The organism is Streptococcus oralis, from assembly GCF_016127915.1.
Lineage (GTDB): Bacteria > Bacillota > Bacilli > Lactobacillales > Streptococcaceae > Streptococcus > Streptococcus oralis_BO.
The window spans coordinates 127,455-147,622 of sequence record NZ_CP066059.1 but is presented as its reverse complement, the minus strand read 5'-3'; the positions used below and the strand labels follow the sequence as shown (position 1 = coordinate 147,622).

Sequence of the window (20,168 nt, the reverse complement as noted above, 5' to 3'; positions counted from 1 at the left end):
AAAGGAGACCTCATGCCACTTCCAGTTAGAAAATCCCTACACGATGCGGTTTTACAGGCTTCAAAAGCCGATACTTGGGATCAAGCTACCAAGGAATGGAATGAAGTTTCCTTGATTTTTAATGGTATTGGGCGCAGTAATTGTATCTGCGGAAATGCCATTAAGTACGCTTACGAGCTTTTTAACAATGCCACTGGTCAACGTCTTTTTCCTATCGGCAGTGACTGTGTTCGCCATTTTCATCGTATTAGCCTCGATCAGCAACTAGAAGAGGAAGAAAAACTACTCAGAAAAGTTGAAAACCTAACTAGAAAGGCTCAGAAAAAGGAAAAAATCAAGGTTAATAAAAACGACTTTGACGAACGACTTTTAAAATGGTTTTGGGAGAAAGGTGTTTTCAAAGCCAATCGTGGCAATCAATTCGCACCTGAGAGAGACTATCAGCTCTTCCTAGAAGTCTTTCAAGGTGGAAGTTGGACCAAGGCAGAGCCAAATAAGAAGGCTCGTATGGAAGAAGTGCTGGAAAAGTGTATCAAACCTTTTTTACTTGGTAAGACCGATGACCAACTCTACCTTGTCAAACTAGGCAAGGAGAAAATCGACTACGAACAGCATTTACGGATTCAAGCAGAGAAAGAACGTAAGAAAAGAGATAAAATCGCCAAGCAATACGCTGACAATCTCATTCTTGCCATGGGGCCTGCAGAACGAGCCTATCAAGATTACTTTGGCTTTACAGAAACCTTGACCCAAGAAGAACGAAAATGGGAGAAAATCCTCTTTGGTAAAAATAGAGACGAACGGGCTATCAAGGCTAAACAAAACCAAAAGGAGCTGGAAAAGGATCAGCGTATTGCAAATCAAGATCCTATTGAACGAAAGCAGAAGCAGACTTGGCTTCTTAATTCCTATTTTCGGGATTTGCCTGATGAAAAAGCTAGATTTTCTCGGCTTCTATTAGAATATCGAAAAAGTGGAGAAGTACTCTTTTCAGATGAATACTTATCTGAGCATCTCATCGATTTTTTCTACAAGATGAAAGCCTTTGAGTTTGAAATTGCACCAGAACAAGTCCGCGATTTTCTAAAAGAATGCCTTCAGGCAGAACATCTATCATCTGCACAAGAAAGTTGGACTAGAGGGATTCTCCTCAATTGTCTTCATCCGTTTTTAGATAGGTTACTCATATAGAAAAAATCCTACCTTGTCTATGCATGGTAGGATTTAAGTATCTCCAAAGATGTACTGGTAAAGTTGGACGACTTTCTGAAAACATTGTGTGTCCATTCTTGTTATTTTTTGAGCATTACGCATCCGAAAATCAAAGGTATAGAGTTGAAATGGATTGACAGCGCCATCTACCTTGTCCGACGAGACAGGAACGAGCAAGCCTTTTTCAGCCAAACGATGTTGGCCATGAGTGATAGGACAGACAGCCACAAAACCAGTTTGCAAGGCATATTCTCTCCTAGAAACTACCAAGGCAGGTCGCCTTTTCTGAATCTCCCGACCGACTGATGGATCAAAGTCCAGCCAAATGATATCCTGCTTTTCAGGAATATACTCAGATTTCGCTATCAAGTGATCTTACCCCTTCAAAATCATTTGTCATTCTCAAATCAGTAATCCCATCAAAAGGATCTTTCAGTTTTGGAGCTAAGACAATGACTCCGTCAATCCCTTTGTAGACAACCATTTCTTGACCTTCTGTCATACCTAAATTTTTAGGAATGGTCACAGTGAGAGAATTCCCTACCTTCCGAGTCTTTACTGTATTCATCGCTCTACCTCCACGAATTAGTATACACTAAGTATATACCTGTTGGCAAAAAAAGTCAAGTAAATCGTGACTGGCATCAAGGATGTGTCGGACCTATTTTATTTGTCATTTATTGTGGTCAAAGCCTGTGCAAAAGTTCCTCATTTATGATAGAATAGGTAGTAAGAAAGAAAACGTTTTTACTACGTTTTTTTTAGTCGGAAGGGGAAAATATTATGGCTACTATTCAATGGTTTCCGGGCCACATGTCTAAGGCTCGGCGGCAAGTTCAGGAGAATTTAAAATTTGTTGATTTTGTGACGATTTTGGTGGATGCTCGGCTACCTTTATCTAGTCAAAATCCTATGTTAACTAAGATTGTTGGGGATAAACCAAAGCTTTTGATTTTGAATAAGGCAGATCTGGCTGACCCCGCAATGACCAAAGAATGGCGTCAGTATTTTGAATCACAGGGAATTCAAACTCTGGCTATCAACTCCAAAGAGCAAGTAACTGTAAAAGTTGTGACTGATGCCGCTAAAAAGCTCATGGCTGATAAGATTGCACGCCAGAAAGAACGCGGTATCAAGATCGAAACCTTGCGGACCATGATTATCGGAATTCCAAATGCCGGTAAGTCAACTCTCATGAACCGTTTGGCTGGGAAAAAGATTGCGGTTGTCGGCAATAAACCAGGTGTTACCAAGGGGCAACAATGGCTTAAAACCAATAAAGACCTTGAAATTTTAGACACACCAGGGATTCTCTGGCCTAAATTTGAAGACGAAACCGTTGCTTTGAAACTAGCCTTGACTGGAGCCATTAAAGACCAGTTGCTCCCTATGGATGAAGTGACCATTTTTGGTCTCAATTATTTCAAAAAACATTATCCAGAAAAGCTAGCTGAACGCTTCAAACAAATGAAGATAGAAGAAGAAGCACCTGTTATCATCATGGATATGACACGTGCCCTTGGTTTCCGAGACGACTACGACCGCTTTTACAGCCTCTTCGTCAAGGAAGTCCGTGATGGAAAACTCGGTAACTATACCTTAGATACATTGGACGACATCGATGACGACGATTAAAGAAATCAAAGAACTTCTGGCTACTGTCAAAGAATTAGACAATCCTCTTTTTCCTGAACTGGAAAAAGATAGTCGTTCTGGGGTTCAAAAGGAAATCAGCAAGCGTAAAAAAGCCATACAGGCTGAACTGGATGAGGACCTTCGTTTGGAATCCATGCTTTCCTATGAAAAAGAGCTTTACAAGCAAGGAGTGACCTTAATAGCAGGTGTTGATGAGGTCGGCCGTGGTCCTCTGGCTGGACCTGTAGTTGCAGCAGCGGTAATCTTGCCTAAAAATTGTAAAATCAGAGGCCTCAACGATAGTAAGAAAATCCCTAAAAAGAAGCATGCGGAGATTTTTCAAGCCGTTCAAGACCAAGCTTTATCAATCGGTATTGGTACCATGGATAATCACATTATTGACCAAGTCAATATCTATGAAGCGACAAAACTCGCCATGAAAGAAGCAATCTCTCAGCTCAGTCCGCAACCTGAGCACCTCTTGATAGATGCCATGAAACTGGAGTTACCAATTTCACAAACCTCCATTATCAAAGGAGATGCTAACTCCCTCTCGATCGCAGCTGCATCTATAGTGGCTAAGGTGACACGGGATGAATTGATGAAGGACTATGATGATCAATATCCTGGATATGATTTTGTAACTAATGCAGGATACGGAACAGCTAAACATCTAGAAGGATTGGAAAAACTAGGTGTCACCCCAATTCACCGAACCAGTTTTGAACCAGTCAAAACACTAGTTTCAACCAAGAAAGATAAGTAAGAGGAAATGATTATGGAGGAACAGTCAAAAACACTTAGTTCCAAGAAAGAATTTGCCTTTGCCTCAAGCACCATATTATCCCAAGTTGGACGAGGAATCATTGTTGGTCTCGTCGTCGGGGTAATCGTCGGATCCTTTCGTTTCTTAATCGAAAAGGGCTTCCACCTGATACAAGGACTTTATCAAGATCAAGCGCACCTAGTGCGCAATCTTTTTATCATTGGTCTATTTTATTTAATAGTTTGCTGGCTTAGTGCGAAACTAACTCGGTCAGAAAAAGATATCAAGGGTTCAGGAATTCCTCAAGTCGAAGCCGAGCTGAAGGGACTGATGAGCCTCAACTGGTGGAGTGTCCTCTGGAAGAAATATGTATTAGGGATTCTTGCTATTGCCGGTGGTCTTATGCTAGGGCGTGAAGGGCCGAGTATTCAACTTGGAGCTGTTGGTGGTAAAGGTATCGCCAAGTGGCTCAAATCTAGCCTAGTAGAGGAACGCTCCCTGATTGCCAGTGGTGCTGCAGCTGGCTTAGCTGCTGCCTTTAATGCTCCGATTGCTGGGTTGCTCTTTGTCGTAGAAGAAGTATACCACCATTTTTCCCGCTTTTTCTGGGTCTCAACTCTAGCAGCCAGTCTAGTAGCAAACTTTGTCTCACTACTCATATTTGGCCTAACACCCGTACTAGATATGCCAGACAATATTCCTCTCATGACCCTAGACCAGTATTGGATTTACCTGGTTATGGGAGTTTTTCTCGGGCTTTCTGGTTTTCTCTATGAGAAAGCTGTACTCAATGTTGGTCAAATTTATGAATGGCTTGGTCAAAAAATCCATTTGGATAGAGCTTATTATCCAATCCTAGCCTTTATCCTCATCATACCAGTCGGAATTTTCTTACCTCAAATTCTTGGTGGTGGAAATCAGGTCGTTCTTTCTTTGACTGAGCAAGATTTTAGTTTTCAGCTTCTATTAGCTTACTTTTTGATTCGCTTTATTTGGAGCATGATTAGTTATGGAAGCGGCCTCCCAGGAGGAATTTTCCTACCCATTTTGGCGCTTGGTTCCTTACTAGGTGCCCTAGTCGGTGTTATTTGTGTCAACCTTGGATTTGTCAGTCAGGAACAATTTCCTATATTTGTCATTCTGGGGATGAGTGGCTACTTTGGGGCAATATCTAAGGCTCCCTTAACTGCTATGATACTCGTAACCGAAATGGTTGGAGATATTCGCAACCTCATGCCACTTGGCTTAGTGACCTTAGTTGCCTACATCGTCATGGATCTACTCAAGGGTGCTCCAGTCTATGAGGCCATGCTTGAAAAAATACTACCAGAAGAAGCAACAGACGAAGGAGAAGTTACCCTAATTGAAATCCCTGTATCTGACAAGATAGCTGGAAAGCAGGTTCACGAGCTCAACTTGCCACATAACGTACTCATCACCACCCAAGTTCATAATGGCAAAAGCCAAACAGTTAACGGCTCAACTAGAATGTATCTGGGTGATATGATTCACCTGGTGATTCCAAAAAGTGAAATTGGGAAAGTCAAAGATTTGTTGTTGTAAGTTTTTTACATAATTTATTTTACGTAAAATAAATTTGAAGGATTCTCTATGAAAAGAAATAAGGCAATTGCGATATATTTACTAGGCACATTTAGCCAAATAGTATCAGTTTGTCTCCTTTTCTTTTTCTTGAATCATTTTTCTGTTCATTCCAATCTATTAACTGTTTTAGGAATCATTGTTGGTGGGATTTCTTCAGCTCTTTGGGGAATAATTGTTGCAAATCACTATTTTCATATTCATTTTAAGAAGATCGTAAAAGATTTTTTTAACATCCATACTAGTTATAAACATTATTTATTATCTTTTTTCCTAATTATCCTTGATTTTTCTTTTCTAAGGTTTGGTGGGAAAATAATAGAATTTAGCTGGTATCTCCCATTTTTGATGTTCTTCAAATTTATTGTGTTTGGTGGTATAGAAGAGATTGGATGGCGATATGTCTTTCAACCAATTTTACAAGAGAAGCTACCGTATTTTCACTCAACAATCCTAACCTTTTTCAGCTGGGCGATTTGGCATCTGTTGTTCTTTTACATTGATGGTTCCCTAGCAACTCTGCAAATTCTACCGTTTTTATTTGGATTGCTGACGAATTCTTTCATACTCTCAGCTCTTTATAACAAAACAAAGAATCTCTGGATTTGCGTTATGACACATTCGATCATTAATGTCTTGTCTCAGCTAACCATAGACACTGATCGATCCGAAACCTACCTGCTTAAAATCTTCATCATCTTGGTATCCTGCTATATGGTAATATATAAAAAAGATGAGTATAGTCGGTAGCTGATTTTGTTGGAAACAGTATTATTCTTTGGAAAAGTTATTTGCTAAGGAGGATATACATCATAATGAAAATACTCGATGTTTTATATAATTTTTATGGTGATTTTGATTTCATTGAAGAAAAATACAATGAAAAATACGAAGGTATTCTTATCAATATAAAGGAAGAGCAAGGGTATAAAAGATGCCGCTTGGCAAAAAGAACACCGAAAAAAGAAGGATATTTTACAGTTTTTTGGAAAAAAGACCAAAACAACAAGAACATTCCTTATACCAATGAGGATTTAGGAAATGAACTTATAATCGTTATCATTGATAATGATAAGAGGGGACTATTCATTATTCCAAACGAGGTGGCTATTCGTAAAAACATTCTGTCGACAAAAGATAGCAATGGAAAAATGTCTATGCGATTTTATCCTCCTTGGTGCTCAAATTTAAATACAACAGCTCGAGCAACACAAAAATGGCAATTGCAATATTTTAGAGAAATTAAAGTATAAACATATTGCCGGATTACATACACACAAAAGACTTGGTTTTTATAATTGCAGAACCAGGTCTTTGTTTTTCTAAAATCCATCACACACTTATAACATCTTTCCGAAAAACTATAATTTTCTTGAAAAATATATTAGTCTATGCTATACTACTAGTAGACTTAATTATGGAGAAAATACATGAAACGTGAGATTTTACTGGAACGAATCGACAAACTAAAACAAATCATGCCCTGGTATGTCTTGGAATACTACCAATCAAAGCTTGCTGTTCCCTACAGTTTTACAACCTTGTACGAATACCTCAAGGAATACGATCGATTTTTTAGCTGGGTTTTGGAGTCTGGTATTTCAAATGCTGATAAAATGTCTGACATTCCTTTATCGGTCTTGGAAAATATGTCTAAAAAAGACATGGAATCCTTTATCCTTTATCTACGTGAACGTCCATTGCTGAATGCTAATACAACCAAGCAAGGTGTCTCTCAGACGACCATCAATCGGACCTTGTCAGCACTTTCCAGTCTTTACAAGTATCTGACCGAGGAGGTTGAAAACGACCAGGGGGAGCCTTATTTCTATCGTAATGTAATGAAGAAAGTTTCAACCAGGAAAAAGAAAGAAACTCTTGCTGCCAGAGCTGAAAACATCAAGCAAAAACTCTTTCTAGGTGATGAAACAGAAGGTTTTCTAACCTATATCGACCAGGAGTACCCACAACAGCTCTCAAATCGCGCTCTTTCATCATTTAACAAAAATAAAGAACGTGATTTGGCCATCATCGCCCTTCTCCTAGCATCTGGTGTCCGCCTATCTGAAGCTGTTAATCTGGATCTAAGAGATCTCAATTTAAAAATGATGGTCATTGATGTCACTCGAAAAGGTGGTAAACGTGACTCGGTCAATGTCGCTGCCTTTGCAAAACCTTATCTAGAGAATTATCTAGCCATTCGAAATCAACGCTATAAGACGGAAAAGACGGATACAGCTCTCTTTCTGACCTTATATCGTGGCGTTCCCAATCGTATCGATGCTTCCAGCGTTGAGAAAATGGTTGCTAAGTACTCTGAGGACTTCAAAGTGCGTGTAACTCCCCATAAACTGCGTCATACCCTAGCAACTAGGCTCTATGATGCAACTAAATCGCAAGTGTTGGTTAGCCACCAGCTAGGACACGCCAGTACACAAGTCACTGACCTCTATACTCATATCGTCAACGATGAACAAAAGAATGCTCTGGACAATTTATAAATTACATAAAATAAATTATGTAAACCAATAACTCGTAAAAAGAAGCTGCTAAAATAAGCAACTTCTTTTTGATTTACCCCACTACCGCTTCAGCGATTTCTTCACGGCTGATACCAGCAAAGTAGCGTGTGATGTCAATAGTTTCTAAGGCCTTAAGGACATCTTCGCGTTCGTATTTCACGCCACGAAGGACATCTTCTACAGCTGCAACGTCCTCGATACCAAAGAAGTCACCATAGATCTTGATATCTTGGATTTTTGATTCAATGACGTTGGCAAAAATTTCAACCTTACCACTGGTGAATTTTGTTCCACGACGGACGTTAAATTCAGGTGATTTACCGTAGTTCCAGTCCCAAGTACCGAACTTGGTATCCTTGATACGATTGATTTCCGCTAATTCTTGCTCAGAAAAAACGTATTCAGTCATCTCTGGGTACTCTTTTTTCATGTATTCCAATAGCAAATCGCGGAATTCTTCAACTGTAATTTTTTCTGGTAGTTCATTGATAATATTGGTCACACGGGCACGGACGGATTTCACACCTTTTGATTCAAATTTGTCTTTTGACACCTTGAGGGCGTTAGCAAGGACTGATAAATCAACGTCAAAGAGCAAGCAACCATGGTGCATAATACGTCCATTGATATAAGCTTGGGCATTACCACAGAATTTTTTGCCATCAATCTCAAGGTCATTACGCCCTGTAAATTCAGCTTTAACACCGAGTTGAGCCAAGGTGTTGATAACTGGAGTTGAGAAGCTCTTGAAGTCAAAGGCCTTGTTTTCATCTTCTTTTGAAATGATGGTGTAGTTGAGGTTGTTTAGATCGTGATAAACAGCCCCACCACCACTGATACGGCGGACTACCTCAATGCCATTTTCGCGAACATAATCACGGTTGATTTCTTCGATAGTATTCTGGTGACGTCCAACAATGATAGATGGCTTGTTAATCCAAAGAAGGAAGATTTGATCCTCATCTAGTAAGTGTTTAAAGGTATATTCTTCCAAGGCGATATTAAAGGCAGTGTCGTTTGAATGATTGATAATATATTTCATAGTATTTCCCAAAAATTTAATTTTTAAATTCTGTTCATAGCAATCCAATTTTCTAAAGTGGTAAAAAGAAATGTAACGTGTTATTGTTACATTTCTCGGAAAAATTGAGACAAGAGGATCAATTTTTAGGCATGGAACTCTAATAGAGGTCGCTGCCGTCCGTACTACTTTAAGAAAATTTAGTTGAAAAAATTATTTATTTTTTCTTAGGTGAATGGATGGCCATTCCTAGAACATCCGCAAATGCTTCGTACATCACTTCAGAGTAGGTTGGGTGTCCGTGGATAGTCTTCAGCATTTCTTCAACAGTGATTTCCATTTCGATGATGCTTGATGCCTCATTGATCAATTCTGCGGCTGCAGGACCAATGATGTGTACACCAAGGATTTCTCCATATTTCTTATCGGCGATAACTTTTACGAAACCTTGAGCAGCGTCCGATGCAATAGCACGTCCGTTAGCTGCAAAGTTGAATTTACCGATAGCGACATCGTATTTCTCACGAGCTTGTTCTTCAGTCAGACCTACTGCTGCTACTTCAGGGAGAGTGTAGATGGCTGCAGGAGTCAAGTTCAATTTGGCAACAGCATGATTTCCTTTGAGGGCATTTTCAGCCGCAACTTCACCCATGCGGAAGGCTGCGTGCGCCAACATCTTAGTACCATTGATATCACCTGGTGCGTAGATTCCTGGAACAGAAGTTTCCATATATTCGTTGACCTTGATGCGTCCACGGTCCAGTTCAAACTCAACATCGCCAATTCCTTCAAGGTCTGGTACACGACCGATTGAAAGAAGGGCTTTGCTTGCGATGATATCGTCTTTTCCTTCAACTTTAATACGAAGTTGCCCATTTTCCTCGATGATTTCTTGCAGTTTTGTACCTGTCAAGATGGTCATACCCTTACGCTCAAGAATCAAGCGAAGATTCTTAGAAACTTCTGCATCCATAGCTGGAACGATACGGTCCATCATTTCGATAACAGTTACTTTTGACCCAAATGTCATGAAGGCTTGACCAAGTTCGATACCAACAACTCCACCACCGATGATTACGAGGCTCTCTGGAACTTCGTTCATTTCAAGAATGTCATCACTAGTCATTACAAGTGATGATTCCATACCAGGAACGTTGATCTTGCTGACTTTTGAACCACCAGCAAGAATAATTTTCTTGGTTTCAAGCAATTCAGAACCATTTACCAAGACATTCTTATCCTTAGTGATCGTACCAATTCCCTTATGAACAGTAACTCCGTAGCTACGAAGAAGACCTGCAACTCCACCTACCAAGGTATTGACAACTTTAGATTTAGTTTCTAAAAGTTTATCCATATCTACAGTGAAGTTTGGATTTTCGATGACGATACCACGGTTTGCTGCATGACCGATGTTTTCGATGATTTCAGCGTTGTGAAGGTAGGTCTTAGTTGGGATACAGCCACGGTTCAAGCAAGTTCCACCAAGTTCAGATTTCTCAACAAGGGCAACCTTACCACCAAGTTGGGCAGCTTTAATGGCTGCTACATAACCAGCAGGTCCTCCACCAATCACAACGATATCAAAGGCATCGTCGCTCTTGCCGTCGTCGTTTGAGGCACTAACTGCAGGTGCAGGTTTTGATTCTGGTGCAGCTGCTCCAGCTGTTGGGATGTTTTCCCCTTCTTCACCAAGGTAACCGATAACTTCCGTTACAGGGACTGTTTCACCATCTCCTTTGAGGATGGCAATCAAGTATCCATCTTCTTCGGCTTCCAATTCCATGCTGACTTTGTCAGTCATGATTTCCAAAAGGATTTCTCCTTCTTTTACAAATTCTCCGACTTTCTTATTCCATTGGACGATTTGTCCTTCTGTCATATCCACGCCGGCTTTTGGCATAATTACTTCTAAGGCCATGTCTTACTTCCTTTATCTATATCTCTAAAAATAAATACTGTATTTTTAAACCAACATTGAGATTGGGTTCTCAATTAAGGCTTTCAAGTCTTTCATAAACTTAGCACCAGCCATACCATCTACGACACGGTGGTCAATGGTTAATCCTAGGCTCATGATAGGACGAATAACAATCTCACCATTGACAACTACAGGTTTCTCTACTGTTGAGCTCACCCCGAGGATTGCTGAGTTGGGTTGGTTAATAATCGGACCAAAGGACTGAACACCAAACATTCCCAAGTTACTGATTGTGAAGGTTGAATTTTGCAGTTCACTTGGAGCCAATTTACCATCCAAGGTACGACCAATGACATCCTTAAAGGCTACAACCAACTCTGACAAGCTCATTTTTTCAGCATTATAGACAACTGGTGTCATTAGACCATTATCCATACCAACCGCCATAGCAAGGTTGACATAGTTGTGAGTGATAATGGTCTTGCCATCTTCTGTCAATGAAGCATTGATGTAAGGGTGTTTCATAAGGGTCTTTACAACAGCGAGAGAAAGAAGGTCAGTTACAGTAGTCTTCTTCCCAGTTGCTTCCATGATTGGATCAAGAACCTTCTTACGAAGAGCCAACATTTCTGACATATCAACATCATAGTTGAGTGTGAAAGTTGGCGCGGTTAGGTAGGATTCAACCATACGCTGGGCGATAACCTTACGCATTGGTGTCATTGGAATACGCTCAATCTCACCATAAGGAGTGATAGTATCTGGAACCTCTTCCACTTTTTCGATTTGAGCAGGAGACTTGATAGTATCGTTTTCGATATTTTCAGGAAGCAAGGCTAAAACATCCTTCTTCATGATTTTGCCACGATGACCTGTTCCTTGGATTTCCTGCCAAGCAATGTTATGTTCGAGGGCAATTCGTTTTGCAAGTGGCGAAATGCGAACCACGTTTGTGTCTTTATAAGTTTCCACGTCTTCTTTGTGGACACGACCGTTTGCACCTGAGCCAGAAACGTCGTAGAGGTTGATCCCTAGATCATTCGCTAACTTTCTAGCCGCAGGAGTCGCTCTTAGCTTGTCATCAGCCATGACCTCTCCAATTCTATTTATGATACAAAGGGCGTAAAAAGCGACTGAAAAATAGGAAATCGACGCTGGCTTCGATGAAGCCAAGGAGATTTATCTTTTTTCCGAGCTTTTAGCCCGTGCTCTAATCTAAGATATTAAGGACGAAAAGTGCAATGAAAAAATAGAAGATTGACGATGTGTTCGCTGAACACAAGGAAATCTTTCTTTTTTTCGCAGACCCCGTCCGAATGTGTCTCAAGTTACTAAAGTTAAAAATCTCTAAAATTTTACATAATTTAATTTATGTAATTCTATTCTTTGTTATAAGTCTTACGGATTGCATCTTTGATGCTTTCAACTGTTGGAATCATTGCATTTTCTAGATTTTGTGCGTAAGGCATTGGCACATCTTCTCCTGCACAGCGGCGGATTGGTGCGTCTAGATAATCAAATGCTTCTGATTCCGAAATAATAGCTGAAATCTCTCCAATATAACCACTTGTTTTGTGGGCGTCGTTAACCAGAACGACCTTACCAGTCTTCTTCACTGAGTTAATGATGATATCCTTATCAAGTGGAACGAGGGTACGTGGGTCCACAATTTCAACTGAAATTTCCTCTTCTGCTAATTCTTCAGCAGCTTGAACCACACGACGAAGCATTTTACCATAAGTAACGACTGTTACATCTGTACCTTCACGTTTGATTTCACCAACTCCAAGTGGGATTGTGTAGTCTGGATCAACTGGCACTTCCCCTTTTTGGTTAAATTCTGACTTGTATTCAAGGATGATAACAGGGTTGTTATCACGGATAGAAGACTTGAGCAGTCCTTTCATGTCAGCAGGTGTACCTGGAGCTACAACCTTAAGTCCTGGAATGTGAGTGAACCAAGACTCTAGTGATTGCGAGTGCTGAGCCGCAGAACCAACTCCATTACCAGCTGCACATCGGACAGTCATTGGAACCTGACCTTTACCACCAAACATATAACGTGTTTTAGCAGCTTGGTTGACGATATTGTCCATGGCAATAACTGAGAAGTCCATGAAGGTCATATCGACGATTGGGCGAAGTCCTGTCATGGCCGCTCCTGCTGCTGCTCCAGAGATGGCCGCTTCAGAAATCGGACAGTCACGGATACGTTCTGGACCAAATTCTTCAAGCATTCCGACAGAAGTTCCGAAGTCTCCTCCGAAGACACCGACGTCTTCTCCCATCAAGAATACATTTTCATCGCGACGCATTTCCTCAGACATAGCAAGGATAATGGTGTCACGGAACGACATTGTTTTTGTTTCCATTTTATCTCTTTCTCCTTAGTCTGCGTAAATATCTTCAAATGCGGATTCAAGCGGTGGGAATGGACTTTCTTCTGCAAATTTAACAGAAGCTTCTACTGCTTCCTTGACTTGTGCTTGAATTTCTTCCAACTCTTCTGAACTTGCAATGTTGTTCTCAACGAGGTACTTGCGAAGGTTTTCGATTGGGTCTTTTTGTTTCCACAATTCCACTTCTTCACGCGTACGATATTTACCAGGGTCAGATGATGAGTGACCAAGCCAACGATATGTGACACTTTCAATCAAGACTGGTCCATTGCCACCACGAACATGGTCTACAGCTTTCTTAAATCCTTCATAAACGTCGATGACGTTGTTTCCATCTTCAATAAACATTCCAGGAATTCCATAAGCTGCGCTACGGTGATGGATATGTTCCACGTTAGTCATTTTCTTGATATCCGCAGAGATCCCATAACCGTTGTTAATGCAGTAGAAAATAACTGGCAGGTTCCAGATAGAAGCCATGTTGACTGCTTCGTGGAACACACCTTCGTTGGTCGCACCATCTCCAAAGAAGCAGACGACGATTTTTCCAGTGTTCTGCATTTGTTGACTGAGGGCTGCACCAACAGCGATCCCCATACCACCACCTACGATACCATTGGCACCGAGGTTACCCGCATCAAGGTCGGCGATGTGCATAGAACCACCTTTTCCTTTACAGGTTCCAGTGTATTTCCCAAGGATTTCTGCCATCATTCCGTTGAGATCAATCCCCTTAGCAATAGCTTGCCCGTGTCCACGGTGGTTGGAGGTAATTAGGTCATCTGGGTTGAGAGCCAACATCGCTCCAACGTTAGCAGCTTCCTCTCCAACAGAAAAGTGAGTCATACCGGGAACTTTTCCCTTTTTCACTAACTGAGCGATTTTTAAGTCCATGCGACGGATTTCTTCCATCTTACGGAACATCTCTAGCAAAAGATTTTTATCTAAAGTTGACATAATCTTGCCTTTCTAACATTGTTCTTACCATACTATTTTACCTTTTTTAGTATACGCTGTCAAAGTATATGGTTAATAAAATTTCACAATATAAAAAATAAATCCCTGTTAAAACAAGGATTCTCTCTAGTTAGAATATTTTTTTCACAAAGTAATTTTTCAGGATAATTTCTTAAAATTAGCTCAATCTTTTCATTATGGATTTCAAACGCCATTGATACAAACAGCCAGAAACAATCAAACTGGCAATTAACCCAATCCAGTAGGCAAATGCCCCTAAGTCAGTTGCTTGATCTAGTAGGTATCCTAGAGGTATCGCTACTCCCCAATACCCGATTAAGCCAAGATAGAAAGGAACGATAGTGTCCTTATAGCCTCTTAGAATCCCCTGGAGTGGGGCCGCAAAGGTATCAGCTAATTGGAAAAAGAGACTGTAGGTTAGAAATACAGCAGTTGTTTCAATGAACTGAGAGTCATTCCCATATAGACTTGCTACACGATCTCTAAAAATGTAGAGAAAAGATAGGGTAAAACCAGCAAAAATGAGGGCTGTTATTCTCCCCAGACGTGCATAGATTTTTGCATCCTCAAAACGTTTAGCCCCCACCTCGTAAGACACAACAATCGCCATAGCAGAGGAAATACTCATAGGAAAAGCATACATGAGGCTGGAAAAGTTCATAGCTGACTGGTGACTAGCGATGATGAGCGATGAAAACTTAGCCATGATTAGTCCCACCACGGAGAAAATAGCTACTTCAGCAAAGACGGTTCCCCCGATTGGTAGACCTAATCGAACACCTTCCTTGATTTTATCTATATTGAGTGGAATGCGTTTTTCAAGATGTAACGCTTTTAATCTTTTTTGTTTGAACAAAACAAGCAGGGAAATGCCCAATAAAACCCAATAGGCTAGCGAAGTTCCTAGCCCTGCTCCTGCACCACCAAGCTCAGGAAAACCGAATGCTCCATATATCAAAAGATAGTTAAAACCACTATTAAGAGGAAGTAATAGGAGCATGAGGTACATCGATAGCTTGGTCAAACCAAGAGAATCTAACAATGACCGAATGACACTGAAAAGCAACAAGGGAATAATTCCAATAGAAAGGTACCAAAGATAGGAAACTGCAACTGCCGCCACTTGAGCTTCTAGTCCGATGTTGTTTAAGACAGATGGCGCTAAGAATACTACCATTCCAAGCAAGACCAAAGACAGTCCGAAAGCCAAGTAGATAAATTGGTAAAAATCAGATGCTACTTCTTCCTTTTTGCCCCGTCCCAGATGATGGCCTATGATGGGAACCATGGCCGAAACAATCCCTGTTAAAAAAGTAAAGAAAGGATTCCATAGACTCGTTGCGGTTGACACCCCCGCCAAGTCCATGGTATTGTACTGCCCAGTCATGGTTGTATCAACAAAAGAGGCAGAATAATTAGCAAATTGATAGATCAGGATAGGGAAAAATATCTTAAGAAATAAGACAAACTTATCTTTAAATTGATGGGTTGGATACATATACGCTCTCTATTCTTATAGTTTATAGAGCAAAATCCCATCTAGTTTTGATAGACGATTTGTCCCTTACAGATGGTATATTTAACCTGCCCTTTTAAAGTTTCACCGATAAATGGTGAATTAGCTGCTTTCGAAGCAAAATGGGAGTCCACAAGGCGATCAGCCTTGTCATCAAAGATAGTGATATCAGCTGGACCATTCTCAGCCAAGTAACCTGCTTCAAAGTTATACAATTTAGCTGGATTAACAGTCATTTTTTCTAGCAATTCCATCAGGCTCAACTCTCCTGCTTCGACCAAATAAGTCAAACCGAGAGAAAGTGATGTTTCCAAGCCTGTCATACCAGACGGTGCTTTAGTAATATTCTCGACATTCTTCTCGTCTGCATGGTGAGGCGCGTGGTCTGTCGCGATGACTGTGATGACACCTGACTTAAGACCTTCAATCACGGCACGACGGTCTGATTCCAAACGAAGCGGCGGATTCATCTTGGCATTGCTTCCTTGAGTTAAAAGAAGAGCTTCTGTCTTAGAGAAATGCTGTGGCGCTACTTCTGCTGTGACCTGCGCACCTAGTCCTTGAGCAAACTCCACCACCTTGACACTTTCTTCCTTAGACAAATGCTGAATGTGAACATGGGCCTTGGTTGCATAGGCAATCATAACATCACGCGCAATCATAGCGTACTCAGCCACCCCAGTCGCTCCACAGATATAAAAATGTTCCTTAGCGATGTTTTCGTTAAATCCAAGAATCCCGTTCAAACCTGGATCTTCCTCATGAAGACTAATAAAAGTATTGAGTTTTTTAGCTTCTTCCATTGCTTCCTTGACCACTTTACTGCTCTCAAGCGGAATACCGTCATCAGAAAAACCAACCGCACCTGCTTCTAAAAGCGCCTTAAAGTCTGTCAAGTCTTGGCCATTAAAGTTCTTGGTAATAGTCGCAACTGTCTTGACGTTAATTTTTTCCTTGGCAGCTGACTGGAGAACTTCTTGCAAAGTTTCTACGTCCGAAATGGTTGGACTAGTATTAGCCATCATGACAACCGTTGTAAAACCACCTGCAGCAGCCGCTAGTGCCCCAGTATGGATGTCCTCCTTGTGGGTCTGACCAGGTTCACGGAAATGAACATGAATATCAACTAGTCCAGGCGCAACCACAAGACCAGTAGCGTCAATCACTTCTGCTCCTTCTTCCTTGATTTCAGACGCAATTTTGACAATTTTCCCATCTTGGATCAAAACATCACACACTTGATCCAAACTTGACTTGGGATCCATGACACGACCATTTTTGATTAGTAGCATTTGCTTTCTCCTTTATTCATAGAAATCAACTTGGGTATCCAACAATTTATCCCCATCATAAACAAACTTGGCTGAAAAGAAAGGTTTGTCCTCTAAAAGCCACTCAACAAAGGTGTGGTCACCTTCCCAAGTTGGCTTGCTCAAGACTTCATCATAGGGAACCCATTCTAAGGTTCCCTCATTGCAGTCAATCAAGTCACCCTCAAACTCCGTCACCTTAAAAACATAGGTGTACCAGTCTAAATCTGGCGTGAATTCTGGAAAAGTGATAACACCTTTTAGAACCGGCTTGGCTTTGAGCCCTGTTTCTTCGAGGATTTCACGCGCTGCACATTCCTGTGGAGTCTCACCTCGCTCTAGCTTTCCACCCACACCAATCCATTTGCCTTCATGGACATCGTTGGGCTTCTTATTACGATGGAGCATGAGCAGTTCTTTTCCGTTATCAATGTAGCAAATCGTCGCTAACTGAGGCATATTCTCTCCTTATCTAAGCCAATCGATTGGCTCTTGTCCTGTCTCTGTTAAGAATGCATTGGCCTTGGAAAAAGGCTTGGAGCCCCAAAATCCTCTATAAACCGATAAAGGACTAGGATGGGCTGATTCGATAATCAAGTGGTGAGGATTGGTAACCAAGGCCTTCTTCTTGCGTGCATAAGCACCCCAGAATACAAAGACTACAGGTCTGTCTAGATTATTGACAACCCGAATCACGGCATCAGTAAAAAGCTCCCATATCTGCCCAGCATGACCATTGGCCTGACTAGCAGGGACCGTCAAGCAAGCATTGAGAAGTAAGACTCCCTGCTCAGCCCAAGCCGTCAAATCATGTGATTTCTTAACCCCGATATCATCTGACAATTCTTTTAAAATGTTTTGCAAGGACGGCGGAGCTGGGATTGAGTCAGGTACAGAAAAACTTAAGCCCTGCGCCTGCCCTGACCCGTGATAAGGATCCTGTCCTAGAATCACCACCTTCACTTCTTCAAGCGGTGTAGTCAAGAGAGCCTGAAAAACTTTTTCCTTAGGTGGATAAACAGTTCCCTGAGCATAGACCTGTTCCATAAATTGATTGATTTTCCCAAAATACCCCTCAGGTAATTGCTCCTTAATCAAAGCATGCCAAGACGAGTGTTCCATAGCCGACTCCTTCGTTTTTACTGCCTCTATTATAGCAAAAAGTGGCTATCTAAACCACTTTTTACAGTTCTTATATATACTGTTATTGACCCTATTATTTGACATTAGTATTCACAGTATCAATCAGCCATTAAAAACTTTTCTATTGTATCAATAGCATAGGAAAGTTGATTATTTACAGACTTCATCCGTTCAAGATTAGCGTCCATATAGTAGAGTTCAGATAAGCCACCCCTAGGGAGAAAGAGTGAATAGTGGATATTCATCTTCTCTCGAGTACTTAACTCTATATGATTGCTTATGATATACTTTAACTCTTTTAACGAATTTACTTGAGCAACCACACCTTTTAACTGATACTGCTCGATGAGGTTTAGTAAGTTATCAATCTCTTCAATGACTTTAATTTCCATATCAACACCTCTTAGGGAAATCACTACAAAGCATCTAAACAATCCAGCAAGTCTTGGTAAGAATGAACTTCATAAGTCGGCTGGGCTTGTGTGTGATTTTCGAGGCGTTGAGGGTTGTACCAGATAGTGTCAATGTCAGCATTATTGCCACCTTGAATGTCGGCGGTTAGAGAATCTCCAATCATCAGTGTCTTTTCTTTATCAAATCCAGCAATCTGTTGATCGATTTTTTCATAGAATAGTGCGTCAGGCTTTTGTGTTTGTAATTGCTCGGAGATAAAGACTTGGTTGAAATAGGGAGCCAGACCTGATTGAGCCAGACGTCCTGTCTGGATGGCGGTAATGCCATTTGTCGCAGCATACAAGTCATAGTCACGCTCTATGAGACTGTCCAAGAGTTCATGAGCACCCGAAAGAGTTTGTCCCTGTTGGGCTAAGTAAAATTGGTAACGCTGGGCAAGCAACCTACCGTCTTTTCCCTGTCCAAAATGAGCAAATAGACGAGAAAAGCGCGTGTTAACCAGTTCATGTTTACTGATTTTCTTTTGCTCCAAGTCCTTCCAGAGAGCCTTGTTCATAGGAACATAATAGTCTTTATAGGCTTGGATATCTGCAACTCCTTCTTCTTTTAAAAGTTGCGTCAGTGCCACATCCTCAGCAGCGTCAAAATCAAGCAAGGTGTGATCGAGATCGAAAAGTAGAAATTTGTAGGACAATTTGAGAGTTTTCCTTTCTAGGGGTGCAAAGATTCAAAAGGAGGTGCAAGAAAAATAATTACTCAATAATTGAATTCAGATAATCCATAAACTCCGAATATACTTCGTCTTTAATTTCACCTGCAGTCAAATCTCTTTCATTACTTCTAAAATATATAGATTGATTTGTAATATCTAATGCACTCAAGTCTTTCATAATTTGGAAAATACAATTATAAGGTATATTAATTTTTATAATTTCTGATTGAGTAGCTGACAAAAAATCTAGAGGATGTGTGAGTTTTGTTCCTGAGTGTGTGAAGTTCCCTGATTGTCTGGTGATACGAGGATTGATTTTAGACCCCTCAAAACAAAATGTGCCACAATTTAAAGAAATTTCTTGGTTAATTCTCTCGATATCATTATGATTGAAACTCTGAAAAACTCCTTCTAAACCAGGTTCATTTAGTAATATTCGGTTTATTTCCAACGGATTTATTACCCATACAGAAGCATGATCATGAATTATCTCATCCTCATCTTCATCATCTTGTCGACAAATAACTTGATTTTTAGTTAAGTAAGTGTGATTGTTATTTTTACAATCAACTGTAGAGACAGCAAAAAACAATGCAACCAATGGGTCTGTAGACCAATCTAATAAATTTGTTGGTAAACCATAATGTTGAGCTAGTTCTAACCACTGTACTTCGTTTTGCGGCCCTATAATATCTTCTGTCTTTGCCTTACTCTTAAATTTTTCAAGAAGAACATTTTGAGATGGCATAACAACTACCTCTCCTTCAGGATTGTAAAAATTTGTTCGAAGAATTGGGGTTTTCTCTCTCCTCGAATTAAAAACAGAATAAGCCTCACGCCAAATTCCAGGTATTAACCCATATTCGGAATTCTTTTGCCCTCTATACCATAGTCTATGGGATGGATTCTCTGAATTAATCTCTCTAATAGTTTGAATATACGATTCAATTGAATTTGCAAAATAATTTTTAATAACCATAGGTATATTATATCATTTACACTTAGAAAAAGTAAGAA

At 40.5% G+C, this 20,168-nt stretch carries 21 protein-coding genes; 7 read left to right on the top strand and 14 right to left on the bottom strand.

Going from position 1 to position 20,168, the window contains the following annotated elements; all coding sequences use genetic code 11:
- The first annotated feature begins 12 nt into the window (after positions 1–12).
- Positions 13–1,191: a hypothetical protein gene (locus I6H78_RS00695; protein ID WP_198459614.1), complete on the top strand. Its 1,179-nt coding sequence runs from the start codon at positions 13–15 to the stop codon at positions 1,189–1,191.
- 33 nt (positions 1,192–1,224) lie between these two features.
- On the opposite strand, the gene I6H78_RS00690 is transcribed toward I6H78_RS00695, so the two are convergent.
- Complete coding sequence (locus I6H78_RS00690) at positions 1,225–1,581, bottom strand: type II toxin-antitoxin system PemK/MazF family toxin (RefSeq protein ID WP_084851236.1); 357 nt, start codon at positions 1,579–1,581, stop codon at positions 1,225–1,227.
- Entirely contained in the window at positions 1,565–1,780 is a 216-nt protein-coding gene (gene mazE, locus I6H78_RS00685) for a type II toxin-antitoxin system PemI/MazE family antitoxin (RefSeq protein WP_001098942.1), read from the bottom strand. The genes I6H78_RS00690 and mazE overlap by 17 nt, the downstream gene beginning before the upstream one ends.
- A gap of 215 nt (positions 1,781–1,995) precedes the next feature.
- On the opposite strand from mazE, the gene ylqF reads away from it, so the two are divergent.
- The 6 genes from ylqF to xerS all read left to right on the top strand — a co-directional run bounded on the left by ylqF (position 1,996) and on the right by xerS (position 7,716).
- Positions 1,996–2,847, top strand: coding sequence for a ribosome biogenesis GTPase YlqF (gene ylqF, locus I6H78_RS00680; RefSeq protein WP_000201310.1), 852 nt, complete (start codon positions 1,996–1,998; stop codon positions 2,845–2,847).
- On the top strand, positions 2,834–3,613 hold the full coding sequence (locus I6H78_RS00675) for a ribonuclease HII (protein ID WP_198459613.1): 780 nt from the start codon (positions 2,834–2,836) through the stop codon (positions 3,611–3,613). Before ylqF ends, I6H78_RS00675 begins: the two co-directional genes overlap by 14 nt.
- A 12-nt stretch (positions 3,614–3,625) precedes the next feature.
- Entirely contained in the window at positions 3,626–5,176 is a 1,551-nt protein-coding gene (locus I6H78_RS00670; protein ID WP_198459612.1) for a ClC family H(+)/Cl(-) exchange transporter, read from the top strand.
- A gap of 48 nt (positions 5,177–5,224) precedes the next feature.
- Complete coding sequence (locus tag I6H78_RS00665) at positions 5,225–5,965, top strand: CPBP family intramembrane glutamic endopeptidase (RefSeq protein WP_198459611.1); 741 nt, start codon at positions 5,225–5,227, stop codon at positions 5,963–5,965.
- Positions 5,966–6,030: 65 nt separating this feature from the next.
- Positions 6,031–6,468, top strand: coding sequence for a MepB family protein (locus I6H78_RS00660; RefSeq protein ID WP_198459610.1), 438 nt, complete (start codon positions 6,031–6,033; stop codon positions 6,466–6,468).
- A gap of 177 nt (positions 6,469–6,645) precedes the next feature.
- Positions 6,646–7,716, top strand: coding sequence for a tyrosine recombinase XerS (gene xerS, locus I6H78_RS00655; RefSeq protein WP_198459609.1), 1,071 nt, complete (start codon positions 6,646–6,648; stop codon positions 7,714–7,716).
- 73 nt (positions 7,717–7,789) lie between these two features.
- Here xerS and I6H78_RS00650 read toward each other — a convergent pair whose 3' ends face one another.
- The 12 genes from I6H78_RS00650 to I6H78_RS00595 all read right to left on the bottom strand — a co-directional run bounded on the left by I6H78_RS00650 (position 7,790) and on the right by I6H78_RS00595 (position 20,130).
- Positions 7,790–8,779: a lipoate--protein ligase gene (locus tag I6H78_RS00650; protein ID WP_198459608.1), complete on the bottom strand. Its 990-nt coding sequence runs from the start codon at positions 8,777–8,779 to the stop codon at positions 7,790–7,792.
- Between the two features lie 196 nt (positions 8,780–8,975).
- Positions 8,976–10,679 (bottom strand): dihydrolipoyl dehydrogenase, encoded by a 1,704-nt coding sequence (gene lpdA, locus I6H78_RS00645; protein ID WP_269780145.1) that lies wholly within the window; start codon positions 10,677–10,679, stop codon positions 8,976–8,978.
- 45 nt (positions 10,680–10,724) lie between these two features.
- Positions 10,725–11,768 carry a dihydrolipoamide acetyltransferase gene (locus I6H78_RS00640; RefSeq protein WP_198459607.1) on the bottom strand — a complete coding sequence of 348 codons (1,044 nt, stop codon included), beginning with the start codon at positions 11,766–11,768 and terminating at the stop codon, positions 10,725–10,727.
- Positions 11,769–12,058: 290 nt separating this feature from the next.
- The gene (locus I6H78_RS00635; protein WP_198459606.1) at positions 12,059–13,051 is read right to left on the bottom strand and encodes an alpha-ketoacid dehydrogenase subunit beta; all 993 of its coding nucleotides are present in this window, start codon (positions 13,049–13,051) and stop codon (positions 12,059–12,061) included.
- Between the two features lie 15 nt (positions 13,052–13,066).
- Positions 13,067–14,035 carry a thiamine pyrophosphate-dependent dehydrogenase E1 component subunit alpha gene (locus I6H78_RS00630; RefSeq protein ID WP_198459605.1) on the bottom strand — a complete coding sequence of 323 codons (969 nt, stop codon included), beginning with the start codon at positions 14,033–14,035 and terminating at the stop codon, positions 13,067–13,069.
- A 178-nt stretch (positions 14,036–14,213) separates the two neighbouring features.
- Entirely contained in the window at positions 14,214–15,554 is a 1,341-nt protein-coding gene (locus I6H78_RS00625) for an MATE family efflux transporter (RefSeq protein WP_198459604.1), read from the bottom strand.
- A gap of 41 nt (positions 15,555–15,595) precedes the next feature.
- On the bottom strand, positions 15,596–16,864 hold the full coding sequence (locus tag I6H78_RS00620; protein ID WP_198459603.1) for a dihydroorotase: 1,269 nt from the start codon (positions 16,862–16,864) through the stop codon (positions 15,596–15,598).
- A 12-nt stretch (positions 16,865–16,876) separates the two neighbouring features.
- Positions 16,877–17,341 (bottom strand): NUDIX hydrolase, encoded by a 465-nt coding sequence (locus I6H78_RS00615; protein WP_001135768.1) that lies wholly within the window; start codon positions 17,339–17,341, stop codon positions 16,877–16,879.
- A gap of 9 nt (positions 17,342–17,350) precedes the next feature.
- On the bottom strand, positions 17,351–18,004 hold the full coding sequence (locus I6H78_RS00610) for a uracil-DNA glycosylase (protein WP_198459602.1): 654 nt from the start codon (positions 18,002–18,004) through the stop codon (positions 17,351–17,353).
- A 119-nt stretch (positions 18,005–18,123) separates the two neighbouring features.
- A complete protein-coding gene (locus tag I6H78_RS00605; protein ID WP_084881808.1) occupies positions 18,124–18,417 on the bottom strand; it encodes a hypothetical protein in 294 nt (97 codons plus the stop codon).
- Positions 18,418–18,440: 23 nt separating this feature from the next.
- Entirely contained in the window at positions 18,441–19,133 is a 693-nt protein-coding gene (pynA, locus tag I6H78_RS00600) for a pyrimidine 5'-nucleotidase PynA (RefSeq protein WP_198459601.1), read from the bottom strand.
- 58 nt (positions 19,134–19,191) lie between these two features.
- On the bottom strand, positions 19,192–20,130 hold the full coding sequence (locus I6H78_RS00595; RefSeq protein WP_198459600.1) for an FRG domain-containing protein: 939 nt from the start codon (positions 20,128–20,130) through the stop codon (positions 19,192–19,194).
- Between the last annotated feature and the right edge of the window lie 38 nt (positions 20,131–20,168).